The organism is Sodalis sp. RH15, assembly GCF_047324255.1.
GTDB lineage: Bacteria > Pseudomonadota > Gammaproteobacteria > Enterobacterales > Enterobacteriaceae > Acerihabitans > Acerihabitans ligni.
Genome location: NZ_CP178738.1, coordinates 5,917,391 through 5,931,077, shown reverse-complemented (window position 1 = coordinate 5,931,077; position 13,687 = coordinate 5,917,391). Strand labels below are relative to the sequence as shown.

Genomic DNA, 13,687 nt, shown 5'->3' with positions numbered 1-13,687 from the left:
CACGTGCAAGGCATCGTCCGATGATAGGAGAGCAACGCGATGCGTTGTTCGACTAGAAAGAGGTCGCTTACTTTCATTAATGAAAGTTTCGCCTTACACGGAAAAGCAACGCGGTGCGTTGCAAGCATTTTCCGTGTCCCCTTCGTCTAGTGGCCTAGGACACTGCCCTTTCACGGCGGTAACAGGGGTTCGAACCCCCTAGGGGACGCCAAACAGCCTACGTATCTGATAAATTTCAGAGCGCATTTGAAAGAGTGCGCTGCGAAATACTGCTCTTTAACAATCCGGAACAAGCTGAAAATTTGAAAAAACATGCTGAGCAAAATCAGTATGCGAGTCTCTCAAAGCAAGCAAACCTAGAATGCTGTTATGTCGATAACAGCTTCTGTCCAACGCTGGCGATGTCCGTAACAGGCCGCGCCGAAGCAAGACCGAGCGAACGAATGCAGGGCAAGGCGCCCGGCACGGAGAAACCGGAGTGGACTGTATGTCCATGAGGATTTCGAGTACCGGAGCAACGCGGCCATGTATTTGTGCAGCCGGTCGGACAGAACAAACACTTTAGGGTTGTGAGGTTAAGTGACTAAGCGTACACGGTGGATGCCTAGGCAGTCAGAGGCGATGAAGGACGTGCTAATCTGCGAAAAGCGTCGGTAAGCTGATATGAAGCGTTATTAGCCGGCGATGTCCGAATGGGGAAACCCAGTGCAATTCGTTGCACTATCATTGCGTGAATCCATAGCGCAATGAGGCGAACCGGGGGAACTGAAACATCTCAGTACCCCGAGGAAAAGAAATCAACCGAGATTCCCCCAGTAGCGGCGAGCGAACGGGGAACAGCCCAGAACCATCATCAGCTTTTGCATCAGGAGAACGGTCTGGAAAGTCCGGCGACAGAGGGTGATAGCCCCGTATCCGAAGGTGCAGAGGTTGTGGGTTCGATGAGTAGGGCGGGACACGTGATATCCTGTCTGAAGATGGGGGGACCATCCTCCAAGGCTAAATACTCCTGACTGACCGATAGTGAACCAGTACCGTGAGGGAAAGGCGAAAAGAACCCCGGCGAGGGGAGTGAAACAGAACCTGAAACCGTGTACGTACAAGCAGTGGGAGCCTTGAGAAATTGGGGTGACTGCGTACCTTTTGTATAATGGGTCAGCGACTTATATTCTGTAGCAAGGTTAACCGAATAGGGGAGCCGTAGGGAAACCGAGTCTTAACTGGGCGTGTAGTTGCAGGGTATAGACCCGAAACCCGGTGATCTAGCCATGGGCAGGTTGAAGGTTGGGTAACACTAACTGGAGGACCGAACCGACTAATGTTGAAAAATTAGCGGATGACTTGTGGCTGGGGGTGAAAGGCCAATCAAACCGGGAGATAGCTGGTTCTCCCCGAAAGCTATTTAGGTAGCGCCTCGTGAATTCATCTTCGGGGGTAGAGCACTGTTTCGGCTAGGGGTCCACCCCGGATTACCAACCCGATGCAAACTGCGAATACCGAAGAATGTTATCACGGGAGACACACGGCGGGTGCTAACGTCCGTCGTGAAGAGGGAAACAACCCAGACCGCCGGCTAAGGTCCCAAAGTCATGGTTAAGTGGGAAACGATGTGGGAAGGCATAGACAGCCAGGATGTTGGCTTAGAAGCAGCCATCATTTAAAGAAAGCGTAATAGCTCACTGGTCGAGTCGGCCTGCGCGGAAGATGTAACGGGGCTAAACCATGCACCGAAGCCGCGGCAGCGGGCGTATCACTTAAAATGCTTAATCGCGTATCAGCGCGGGTTAAGGTGCCTGATGACGCGTAAGGCGTCAAAGAGGCGGGTCAGGGTAACGAAAGAGTAAACCGTCCACGCCATGGATGGCGTGGATCGAGCCTCCAGGGAGGGATTCACGGCGTGTTTACGACTCGTTATCCTGTGCCCGCCTGGCACGGTAAGGCGTTTTAAGGATACGCCCGTTGGGTAGGGGAGCGTTCTGTAAGCCTGAGAAGGTGGCCTGTGAGGGTTGCTGGAGGTATCAGAAGTGCGAATGCTGACATAAGTAACGATAAAGCGGGTGAAAAGCCCGCTCGCCGGAAGACCAAGGGTTCCTGTTCAACGTTAATCGGAGCAGGGTGAGTCGACCCCTAAGGCGAGGCCGAAAGGCGTAGTCGATGGGAAACAGGTTAATATTCCTGTACTGGGTGTGACTGCGAAGGGGGGACGGAGAAAGCTAGACCGGCCGGGCGACGGTTGTCCCGGTTCAAGCGTGCAGGTGGAGAGGACAGGAAAATCCGTTCTCTTATAACACTGAGGCGTGATGACGAGCCACTACGGTGGTGAAGGGGTTGATGCTACGCTTCCAGGAAAAGCCTCTAAGCACCAGGTCACATCGAATCGTACCCCAAACCGACACAGGTGGTCAGGTAGAGAATACCGAGGCGCTTGAGAGAACTCGGGTGAAGGAACTAGGCAAAATGGTGCCGTAACTTCGGGAGAAGGCACGCTGGCATTAGGTGGAGGAACTTGCTTCCCGAGCTGAAGCCAGTCGCAGATACCAGCTGGCTGCAACTGTTTATTAAAAACACAGCACTGTGCAAACACGAAAGTGGACGTATACGGTGTGACGCCTGCCCGGTGCCGGAAGGTTAATTGATGGGGTTATCCGCAAGGAGAAGCTCTTGATCGAAGCCCCGGTAAACGGCGGCCGTAACTATAACGGTCCTAAGGTAGCGAAATTCCTTGTCGGGTAAGTTCCGACCTGCACGAATGGCGTAATGATGGCCAGGCTGTCTCCACCCGAGACTCAGTGAAATTGAACTCGCTGTGAAGATGCAGTGTACCCGCGGCAAGACGGAAAGACCCCGTGAACCTTTACTATAGCTTGACACTGAACATTGAGCCTTGATGTGTAGGATAGGTGGGAGGCTTAGAAGTAGGGACGCCAGTCCTTATGGAGCCAACCTTGAAATACCACCCTTTAATGTTTGATGTTCTAACTCCGGCCCGTAATCCGGGTCGAGGACAGTGTCTGGTGGGTAGTTTGACTGGGGCGGTCTCCTCCTAAAGAGTAACGGAGGAGCACGAAGGTTAGCTAATCACGGTCGGACATCGTGAGGTTAGTGCAAAGGCATAAGCTAGCTTGACTGCGAGAGTGACGGCTCGAGCAGGTGCGAAAGCAGGTCTTAGTGATCCGGTGGTTCTGAATGGAAGGGCCATCGCTCAACGGATAAAAGGTACTCCGGGGATAACAGGCTGATACCGCCCAAGAGTTCATATCGACGGCGGTGTTTGGCACCTCGATGTCGGCTCATCACATCCTGGGGCTGAAGTAGGTCCCAAGGGTATGGCTGTTCGCCATTTAAAGTGGTACGCGAGCTGGGTTTAGAACGTCGTGAGACAGTTCGGTCCCTATCTGCCGTGGGCGTTGGAAGATTGAGAGGGGCTGCTCCTAGTACGAGAGGACCGGAGTGGACGCACCACTGGTGTTCGGGTTGTCATGCCAATGGCATTGCCCGGTAGCTACGTGCGGAAGAGATAACCGCTGAAAGCATCTAAGCGGGAAACTTGCCTCGAGATGAGTCTTCCCTGTGGCTTTAAGCCACCTGAAGGGACGTTAAAGACGATGACGTTGATAGGTCGGGTGTGTAAGCGCAGCGATGCGTTGAGCTAACCGATACTAATGACCCGTGAGACTTAACCTTACAACACCTAAGGTGTTTGAGCTGTGAGAGCGTTGTCCGCAAGGGCGATGAGAGAATTTTCAGCGATTGTTCCGGATAAAGGCCAATGGTCATCAGTAAAAGATGACGGTTGGATAACGAATTTGCCTGGCGGCACTAGCGCGGTGGTCCCACCTGACCCCATGCCGAACTCAGTAGTGAAACGCCGTAGCGCCGATGGTAGTGTGGGGTCTCCCCATGCGAGAGTAGGGAACTGCCAGGCATCCATTAAGGCCGATACCTCGAGTGTAACGAGAGGCGTCGTGAAGTAAACCCTGGCAGTTCGCTACTCGAGTAAGAGAGTAGGACAACCGGCTTTGCCGGTTGAACGAAGCCGAAGGCGCCGGCCCGCAGGGTGACCGCCGCAGGCGGGCATCAACTGCCAGGCATCCAATTGAACGAAGCCCTCTGTGAAAACAGAGGGCTTTTTTCTGCCTGCTAAATCCTTCGGGCTTACTCACCACCGATCGTTTCACGGATTCGTTGTGCAATATATTCCACATGGGTTTCCAACGCGAAATGGCCGGTATCCAGCAATTCGACGACCGCATTCGGATTGTCTGATTTATAGGCATGGGCACCTGGCGGAATAAAGAAAGGATCGTGTTTTCCCCAGATTACCAGCGTCGGCAGCTTGGTTTTACGAAAGAACGCCTGGAAATCAGGATACAGCTTCAGATTGTTGGCGTAGTCCAGGAACAGATCGAGCTGGATGGTTGTGTTGCCGGGGCGTGATAGCAGAAAGTTATCGAAAAAATAGGACTCCGGGGCAATGCGGTTTAATGTCTTCTCCGGCACACCGTGAATATATTGCCAGCGAATCCCATCAAAGTTCAACGCCGCATCCTGAACAGTCTGCCGGTTCTCTAGAGAAGGATCGGCCCAATAAGCCTGAATCGGCGCCCAGGCATCCCCAAGTCCTTCAAGGTAGGCGTTGCCATTCTGCGAAACAAGTCCCGTCACGCGTTCGGGATAAGCCAAGGCCAGGCGCAAACCCGCTGGCGCGCCGTAATCGAACACATACAAGGCATAGCTCTTTAAGCCAAGCGCATCTACAAAATGGACCAGCGTTTTACCCAGGGCATCGAAACTATAGGCATAGTTGCGTTCGGCAGGAACCTCGGTGAAACCAAAGCCGGGAAGGTCGGGAGCAATAAGATGAAATTTATCCGCCAATAAGGGAATCAGCTCACGAAACTGGTGGGACGAACTGGGAAAGCCATGCAGCAGCAGGAGGGTTGGCGCATCGGTATTGCCTGCTTCACGATAAAAAACGCGGACACCATCAACATCGATAAATTGATAATGAACGGGGAAATGGGTATTGGCAGTCATATGGCACCTCTTTTGTGTAACCGTTAAAGTGTATTATTACTAGTTATCTGAAAGCAGTATGCCTGCATTATGTAACTAGTCAAGTTGATTTTTATTGGTTACAATGGTGGGGAGTCAGTTTCGGAGATCAACATCACTATGCAAAATGCCATGCCGAACGCTATCCCGCGTTTTCTCGCCGATCATACGGCGCTGGATCTGCTCAATACGGTAGAGATGATTGACGGAAAGCAATGCGACCTTTGGCATACCAGTGATGATGTTAAACTCTGGTTGTCAAAGGTCGGTCTGTTGCTTGATGCGAAAAAAATGGATATCCAGGATAGCCTGTTAGATGAGGCCAGAACCCTGCGCGAGACGGTACGGGAGCTGGTTGCAAGCAAAAAGGCCGGGCGACCCTTAACAATCAGTAAATTGAATGATTATCTGGCGCAGTCATGCAGTTATCCTGCGCTTAAGATAAGTGAGGAAGGGATATTAAGCACCGCGCGTATTTATCAACCTCAAACCGCTGGACAACTGCTCGGTCCGTTGGCGGAACAGGCGGCGGATTTACTGGCCAATGTTGATTTCGGCCTGGTGCGTGAATGCGAAAATCATGAATGCTGCCTTTGGTTTTATGATAAAACCAAGTCCCACCGGCGTCGTTGGTGCAGCATGGCGGTTTGTGGAAACCGGCATAAGGTGGCCAAATTCCGCCAAAATCAGAAAGACGCTGAATAAATAACAATTATCCCGCCCAACTGCTCCCAAAAAGAAAACGGAAAAAACAGGAGGCACAGCGGCAAACCCCTCATGCTGTGCTCCGTTTTTCAATAGCTTTGCTTCATGGGATATTTTCGGCCAGGCGATATAACACCTCCGCCAGTACCTGTGTGCCGGCGTGCAGATCGGCAAGGGCAGCGTTTTCCTTTTCATTATGACTGATGCCTCCTTCGCAGGGGACAAAGATCATTCCCGTGGGACAGCACAAATGCAGATTGACGGCATCATGGCTGGCACCGGAGGGTAATACCCGATTCGGAAGCTTAAGACGATGGGCGGCGTTTTGAATCAAATCGGGCAGGACTTTACTGAATTCAACGGGCTTACGCCATCTGAGCTCTTTCGCCCGGATGCTGCACCGGCCCGTATGCTTATCGCATAACGCTATGACTTTATTGCCCAATGCCGTCAATGAAGATTGCAAGGGGTGTCGTAAATCGATGTTAAAGACAACTTGGCCCGGTACAACAGAGCTGCTGTTGGGATACACCTGGAAAGCGCCGACGGTGAAACGGCACTCATCACCGGCCGAATCCATAACGGTATAAAGATCGCGCAACAGCAATACCGCCGTCTTCATGGCATCCTGGCGGGATGATGCCGGCGTGGTGCCGGCATGGGCCTCCATACCGCTGATAGTGACCTGAAAATCCCTGCACCCCTGAATACCGCTTACGATGCCGATGGTGGCTGATGTATTTTCCAGTACCGGTCCCTGCTCAATATGGGCTTCTACATAGGCATGCACAGGGGTACCCAGCGGACGATGCGGGATCCCCGACAGTGTCTTATGGAAGCGCGCCACCGCCTGTGCGACGGTAATGCTTTCATCGTCGGTGATGGCCAGCCAGTGTGGCAAATCATCAGGCTTTGCAAAGCAGGCCGACCCCATGCATCCCGGAACGAAACGGCAGCCTTCTTCATTGGCCCAAACCGCTAATTCAAGCGGGCGGACGGTGGCCATATCCAGGTCATCCAGGGTACGGAATACCTCCAGGCCTGCCAGGACGCCGTAAATACCGTCAAATTTCCCCCCGGAGGGCTGGGTATCCAGATGAGAGCCGGTCATTACCGGGTCCAGGGAAGGCATGGAGCCGTCGCGGCGGATAAACAGGTTACCTATCGCATCGACAAAAAAATGATAATTCGGCCGATTTATCCATTCCATTAGGATGATGCGCACAGCATTGTCCGTTTCAGTCAGGGCGAGCCGGTTCACCCCGCCGTTGGCCGTGGCGCCGTATTTCGCCATTTCCATAATAGAGTCCCATAATCTGCCGGGCTTGATGGTTTGGGTGATAGCATCCACCTTCTCTTGTATGGATTTCATTTCGCGCTGACTCATCATCGTTCACCTGTTACCGAGGGGATTGCCACGTCCGCATCCGCGGCGAAACGGCAGATCCTGTCCCAGACCTCCGCCAGAATTGGTACTCCCTGCCCGAGATTGTTTGTGCGGGCCCTGGCCGAGCGTTCACCCGGCATCAATATCTCATCGACGCCAGGCATCCTTCTGCCCGCTTTTATTTCCGCCAAATAGGTATCCGCACGGTTGCGGGCGACGGTGGGATCACCAAAAGCCGCGGGATCGATGGCAATAAACAGATGGCTCCTTTTGCCTAGGCTCCGGTCATTGGAACGGGCCACTATATCCAGCCGGGAACCCAGCTCGCCGCCCGCCATGGCCCCGGAGAGCAGGGCGATGCATAGTCCCAGCCCAAACCCTTTATGGCCGGCCATGGGGGTAAGCGCTCCTTGCAGCGCCTCGCCGGGATCGGTGGTCGGCACGCCATCGGCATTTAATGCGATGCCCGGCGCAATTTTTTCGCCATGATAGTCTGCAAGCCTGACGTGTCCGATGGCGGAAGTGCTTGTGGCCGAGTCGAACACGATCGGCTTTGCTCCGGTAGGGATGCCAATGGCCAAGGGGTTGGTGCCCAGGATCGGATCGATACCGCCGGCGGGGTGTACGCGCGGGGGCCAGGTATTGGTAAATACCAGGCCAATTAGGCCGGCCCGGGCGAACTGCTCGGCGTAGTATCCCAGCATAAAGAGATCTCCGGCATCCTGCAGGGCCGCCGAAGCCGTGCCCATACGGCGGGTTTTTTCAATGAGCTGTTCCGCAGCGAACACACCTCCCACATATCCCGGGCATCCCGCGCCATCGATTAAAAGCGTTGCGCCCGTGTCGGAAATAACCCGCGGGGCGGCATCGCCTTTTAAAACGCCATTGGCCAGGTCGCGCAGTATAGAGTAGATATGATCGATGCCTTGAATGGAATGCCCGCGTAAATCCGCTTCAATACAGACGTTCGCCATAATTTGGGCATTGCTTTCACTGCAGCCGTTGGCGATGAAAATATCTTTAATAAACCCGGTTAGGACGGTGATGCCAATGCGGTGGTACCGCCTGGGCTGAATATTATTCATATCCATGTGAGCCATGGCCTCCGGCATATTGCTGCCTTGTGTCTTCCAAGGCCTCGGTGATGGAAATAAATTGGCCGCCGTGCTGACGGATATGGACCAGCATTGTCTTAAGCTGCTGATTCAAAAATTCGTTTTCCACGGAATAGGTATGGCAGAGGAAAGAGACCACCTGCGGTTGACCGCTATCCGTTGCCCGGCGGGCAATGGCGTCCCAGACCCGTTTCAACTGCTCTAAGGCGCTGGTTTCGTTCGCCAGGTAATTTACCGTGGGGCGGCGCCGGTCTTCAGGGATGATACCGTCCCAGCCCAAGGGAATCATCAGCATTGCTCCTTGGTGGGCGGCGCCCCGGGCCGAGAGATTACCGTCCAGGGCAAAATAGGCGGTTGCGGGCGCGCCTTGCCAGTTGACGCCGCGCTCTTGCCAGTAAAGCCCCGGCGCGCAGCTCAGGTCGGCGATAATACCCTGGGTTTTTAAAAACTCCGCAAGGGTCAGGGAATGTCCGTTTGATCCGCCGCGGAAACAGCAACAGTCGATTTTCCCTTCTTTGAGCCGCGCCAATATCGTCTTGATAATGTCAAACAGCGTTTCCGGACGGTGAAAAATACTCGGCTGCCAGGACTCAGAGGAGGGTAAGCGATATAAATCATCCTCGATATGCAGGGCCAGGTCCTTGCCCGAGGCTGTCCACTCTCGCCAGAACGCCATGTACCGGTCGCTGATAAACCGCTGCCGAAATACCGGGCTGCTGTGAACCGTCATGACGGCTTTACCATCACAATACTCATTCACCAGGGATCGCATTTTATGGTATTTGCGAAAAACGACGGCATCGGGGTCGGGATTAAGTACAGGGTCCGGATCGCCGTCAATACTTAATACCACTTTGACTAAAGGATACATTTTCCCTCCCTCTATATTGATTGGGATATTGGGCATAATTGCCCTATTCAATGGCCGGGCAGCTTATATTATTGAAAAGACAAAAGCCGTTATTCGCTGGCGTTAATCCTTGAGCAGGCGCTTATGGCCGAGCTTTCGCCGTGACTGCCATATCTCATTATTCAAGAGATGAGGAGGCCTAATATCTTTGAACACCGAAACAATTTGTTCGGCGCAGCAGATGGCCGTCTTTCGCAAGGCTTCCTGGGTGGAGCCGGCAATGTGAGGCGTCAACAGGGTATTTTGCAGTGTGGCCAGCCGCGAGCGGGGCAGCAGGGGTTCATGCTCAAACACATCCAAACCGGCGGCGGCAATGCGTTTTTCCAGCAGGGCCTGGTATAATGCGTCTTCGTCTATCAGCCCGCCGCGGGAGGTGTTGATAAGCAACGCGGTGGATTTCATCTTCCCCAGGGCCGCGCCATCGATAGTGTGAAACGTGTCCGGGCGCAACGGGCGATGCAGGCTGATGATGTCGGCGTTTGCCAGCAGATCGACTAAACTGCCGACCGGGGCGGCGCCCGCGGCGGTGATATCGGCGGCGTGGGCATGGGGAGACCAGACCGAGACCTGCATTCCGAAGCCGCCTATCGCCATTTTGCACACCTGCCGGCCGATATCGCCAAAACCGATAATACCCAGGGATTTGCCGGATAAAGAATGGGTAATGCCGGTGAACTTAAAATCCCAATCCCCCCGGCGTGCCGCCATATCGGCGCAAAGCAGTTTGTGGGACAGGGCCAGCATTAACAATAGGGTGTGTTCAGCGACGGACAGGGCATTACAGTTCGGCGTATTGACTACCAAAATGCCTTTCCCATGGGCATAGTTGATATCGATTCTGTCCGTGCCTGAACCATGATTGGCTATTACCGCGAGGCTGTCCGCGCCATCGATACATTTGCTTTTGATCTCCCCTCGGGTAATTACCGCGTCCGCCGATGAAAGCGCTTTTGCCAAGGCGTCGTCATCGCAATCATAGGCAAATCGCACATCAACACCCGCGGCGGTTAATAGCGAGATGCCATCGTCGTGAATGGGATGGGTGATTAAACAAATTGGCTGCTTCATCATGTATTCCGGATAATGACTATTGGTTGGATATTTCCCATAAAATATCGGATAGCACTCGGGCGCCATTGCTGAAATCATCCATTTCCATCATTTCATCCGGATTATGGCTGCCGTTGGCATTGGGAATAAAAATCATGGCGGTAGGGATGCCTGCGTTGGCGAACATGGCGGCATCATGTCCCGCGCCGCTCGGCATCGTATGGAATTTCAAATCTCTGTTTTTCGCACAGGCTGTTAACCTATGGCGCAATGCCGGATCCATTATTGCCGGCTGGCTTCGAATTTTTTCCCCCAGCGAGAAATTTACGGCATAGCGCGCGGATATATCCGCTACGGCACATCGAACGTAATAATCCATCAGTTCCAGGGTATCCCCATCACGGGAGCGGATATCAATGCAAAATAGGACATATCCCGCCACCTTGCTGAAATCCGACTGTTTTGCATCGGTATTGACCTGGCCGAAGGTTAACGTCAGTTCATGTCCTTCCGCTTCCATCATCCGCCATTTGTCTTGCAGTCCATGGACCAGTTCGGCAAACGCCACCACGGCATCATGGCGATGGCTTCTGGGCGTCGCGCCGGAATGGGCGTACTGGCCGTTGATGGCCGCGCTGCGGTATCTGAGGCTACCGCAAATGCCGGTCACAATACCGATAGCATGTCGGCTTTCGATCAAGACCGGGCCTTGTTCAATATGCAGTTCAATAAAAGCGCGAACGGTATCGCCGGAAACGGCAGGCGTTCCGTTCAATACTTTTTCAGGCAATCCGCCCTGATCCTCCATGTGTCCGCGCAGGGTCTTGCCGGTATCAAAACGAACCGCCTCCAGGGCCTCGGGGGGCAACAATCCTAAGGCAGACTTACTGCCGATATAGGAGACCGGGAACCATACGCTCTCTTCCGCGCGAATGCAGATAACGGTCACATCGCGTTTCGGCTGCCGGCCGCACCTTATCCAGGAAGCCAATACCGACATGCCGGCGATAACCCCGGCCGCGCCGTCGTAATTGCCGCCGCGGGGGACGGAATCCAGATGGGAACCGGCCAGTACGGCGGGCAGGCCGCGTTCCTGGCCGGGCAGGGTGAGGTAAAGATTCAGCGCCGCGTCAATACGGGATTCGAGGCCAAGCCCGGTGCCATGGCGCCGGATAATGTCATGGGCGCGCTGTTCCCCCGGCCCATACGTGTCGCGCGTGACGCCAATGCCGTCGTAGCCGATAGCATAGAGCTCCTTGAACAAAGTTCGCGCCAGTTCCACGTCAGGTTCAATCATAGATAAACCATCCCAAGGCGCGCTAAGGCGTTGTAATGAAGTCGAAACAGATTGAAATTCATCATATTCCAGATCCTAGCGATTTATGAATACCGTTGGTATACCAATGACTTGCTGATGCTCTCCTGATTTTGTACAGAAGCCATTACCGATAAGTTTCAGGACGTTAAAAAAAATACGTTTGCTTGTTCATTTAGATATTAATCAAGTCCCGAGGAATTTTACTTAACGGCCGGCATCCGTCCCGCGTAACGATGACCGTTTCGCTGCAGGCAACGGTAAATCGAGCATATTCCCGCAGGGTGATGGGAATATGAAAGGCCATGCCTTCAACCAATTCCACATCGTAGCCTTTATTAAGATGTAAAATATTGCCTTCACCCCAGTCAGGGGCAAAAGAGATACCCATGCTATACCCGGTCCGCTTCCTATAGGCATTCGTGGCGCCGCCGGCGTCAATCACCCGCTGCGCCGCATCATGGACATCGGAACACAGATTGCCGGGTTTCATGGCTGCCATGGCGGCGGCGAGGGCGTCAAGGGTGATGTTATGCCAATCGCGGGCCTGTTGCGGGACATCCCCCACCATGATGGTGCGAAAAAGCGCGGCATGGTAGCGGTGATGGCAACCGGCGGTTTCCAATACCACCACATCGCCAGATTGGATCACGCGACGGCGCCAGGTGGTATGGGGAACGCCGGAGCGCGGGCCGGACGTGACAAAGGGTTCCATTCCCATATATTCCGAACCGGCGGCGATGGTCGCGCCCATAATCGCGCCGGCAATGGCGTTTTCATCCACGCCGGCTCTGGCCGCCTGTATTCCTGCCCGCATACCGGCGTCATTTTCCCGCGCCGCTTCCTCCAGCGCGAGGATTTCCAGAGGACTTTTCACCCGGCGCAGCGATTCGGCGAAACCGCTGCCATCCTGCATTTCCCCCAGGCGGGCGGCAAGTTCGTCGAAAATATTCACCGTGAGAAACCAGGCGTTTCTATCGATAGCGATGCGTTTGCCTTTCCACCCTTCCTGTTCAATGGCCGAAGCCAGGGCTTGTGCGGGAGAGAAGCCGTCGCCGTAACCGTATAAATTTTCCAGGTAGGTATTGAAGCGGGCGTTATAGGACTCCAGCTCGCGCAGAACCAGGAAGGGTTCTCCCTGTACCGGAATTGCCAGACACTGGAAAACGTAATAACCAGGGGTTTGCTGGCCGGATAGATAGAATATATTTTCAGCGCCGCTGGTGAGATATAAGTCGATACTTTTATCCCTTAAAATGGCCTGGAGTTTCGCGATACGGCTGTCGAATTCCTGCTTGGGAAAGGCCGAATCGCCCCCTTGGGGGATGCTGCCGATTAAGTTCTTATCTATCATTTCACTTTTTCCTTATGAGAGAGTGCCGGCTGTTTTTGCCTCAAAGCACTTTGGAGAGAAACGCTGATTGTCTTGCGTCATTGGCCGGTTTGAAAAATTCCTTCGGCGGTAAATCAACCACTACCTGTCCATCATTCATCATGATGACCCGGTCCGACACCTCGCGTGCAAATCCCATTTCGTGGGTAACGACAATCATGCTCATGCCGCTTTCGGCCAGTTCTTTCATCACCACGAGCACTTCCGATACCATTTCCGGGTCAAGGGCAGAGGTAGGTTCGTCGAACAGCATCAGGGCCGGCTCCATGGCCAACGCCCGTGCTATGGCGACCCGTTGCTGTTGTCCGCCCGACAGTTGGCCGGGGTATTTGTCTATCTGATCGGCCAGGCCGACGCGAGCCAGGAGCTGCTCCGCCCGTGAATTCGCTTCTTTCCTGCCCAGTCCCAGGGCGCTTACCGGCGCCAGGGTGACGTTGGTTCTCACGCTCAGATGCGGGAATAAATTGAAGTTTTGGAAAACCATACCCACATCTTTGCGTATGGCCCGAGCCGAAGCGGCGTTGTGTTCCAGCCGAATGCCGTCTATGAAAATCTCGCCGGCATCGATGGGTTCAAGGGCATTTAACGTCCGCAGGAAGGTGGATTTGCCGCTGCCTGAGGGACCGACAATGCAGGTGACGGTTCCTCTTTTGAATTCCAGGGAGATGTCATTCAGGGCGCAAAAATTACCGTAGTATTTTTTTACTGCCTGGCATATGACAATATGCGAGGAAGGAATATCCGCATTCATACGCAT

9 protein-coding genes, 1 tRNA gene and 2 rRNA genes are annotated in these 13,687 nt (G+C 53.9%); 4 read left to right on the top strand and 8 right to left on the bottom strand.

Annotated elements, in window-relative coordinates:
• Nucleotides 1-135 precede the first annotated feature (135 nt).
• The 3 genes from ACL2XO_RS26805 (at nt 136) to rrf (ending at nt 3,925) form a co-directional block, all read left to right on the top strand.
• Nucleotides 136-211 (top strand) — tRNA-Glu (locus ACL2XO_RS26805).
• 362 nt (nt 212-573) lie between these two features.
• Nucleotides 574-3,684 (top strand): 23S ribosomal RNA (locus ACL2XO_RS26800).
• Between the two features lie 125 nt (nt 3,685-3,809).
• A 5S ribosomal RNA gene (gene rrf / locus ACL2XO_RS26795) occupies nt 3,810-3,925 on the top strand.
• A gap of 230 nt (nt 3,926-4,155) precedes the next feature.
• On the opposite strand, the gene ACL2XO_RS26790 is transcribed toward rrf, so the two are convergent.
• Nucleotides 4,156-5,037 (bottom strand): alpha/beta fold hydrolase, encoded by an 882-nt coding sequence (locus tag ACL2XO_RS26790; protein WP_413741931.1) that lies wholly within the window; start codon nt 5,035-5,037, stop codon nt 4,156-4,158.
• A gap of 84 nt (nt 5,038-5,121) precedes the next feature.
• On the opposite strand from ACL2XO_RS26790, the gene ACL2XO_RS26785 reads away from it, so the two are divergent.
• The gene (locus ACL2XO_RS26785; protein ID WP_413726024.1) at nt 5,122-5,760 is read left to right on the top strand and encodes a CGNR zinc finger domain-containing protein; all 639 of its coding nucleotides are present in this window, start codon (nt 5,122-5,124) and stop codon (nt 5,758-5,760) included.
• Between the two features lie 103 nt (nt 5,761-5,863).
• On the opposite strand, the gene ACL2XO_RS26780 is transcribed toward ACL2XO_RS26785, so the two are convergent.
• The 7 genes from ACL2XO_RS26780 to ACL2XO_RS26750 form a co-directional block, all read right to left on the bottom strand.
• Nucleotides 5,864-7,150, bottom strand: coding sequence for a hydantoinase/carbamoylase family amidase (locus tag ACL2XO_RS26780; protein ID WP_413741930.1), 1,287 nt, complete (start codon nt 7,148-7,150; stop codon nt 5,864-5,866).
• Nucleotides 7,147-8,238: an Ldh family oxidoreductase gene (locus tag ACL2XO_RS26775; RefSeq protein WP_413741929.1), complete on the bottom strand. Its 1,092-nt coding sequence runs from the start codon at nt 8,236-8,238 to the stop codon at nt 7,147-7,149. The genes ACL2XO_RS26780 and ACL2XO_RS26775 overlap by 4 nt, the downstream gene beginning before the upstream one ends.
• A complete protein-coding gene (locus ACL2XO_RS26770; RefSeq protein WP_413741928.1) occupies nt 8,225-9,133 on the bottom strand; it encodes a hypothetical protein in 909 nt (302 codons plus the stop codon). Before ACL2XO_RS26770 ends, ACL2XO_RS26775 begins: the two co-directional genes overlap by 14 nt.
• Nucleotides 9,134-9,235: 102 nt before the next feature.
• Nucleotides 9,236-10,243 (bottom strand): hydroxyacid dehydrogenase, encoded by a 1,008-nt coding sequence (locus ACL2XO_RS26765; RefSeq protein ID WP_207917900.1) that lies wholly within the window; start codon nt 10,241-10,243, stop codon nt 9,236-9,238.
• Nucleotides 10,244-10,259: 16 nt separating this feature from the next.
• Nucleotides 10,260-11,519, bottom strand: a complete 1,260-nt coding sequence (locus ACL2XO_RS26760; protein ID WP_413726020.1) for a Zn-dependent hydrolase — start codon at nt 11,517-11,519, stop codon at nt 10,260-10,262.
• A gap of 193 nt (nt 11,520-11,712) precedes the next feature.
• The gene (locus ACL2XO_RS26755; protein WP_413741927.1) at nt 11,713-12,891 is read right to left on the bottom strand and encodes a M24 family metallopeptidase; all 1,179 of its coding nucleotides are present in this window, start codon (nt 12,889-12,891) and stop codon (nt 11,713-11,715) included.
• 40 nt (nt 12,892-12,931) lie between these two features.
• Entirely contained in the window at nt 12,932-13,687 is a 756-nt protein-coding gene (locus ACL2XO_RS26750) for an amino acid ABC transporter ATP-binding protein (protein WP_413741926.1), read from the bottom strand.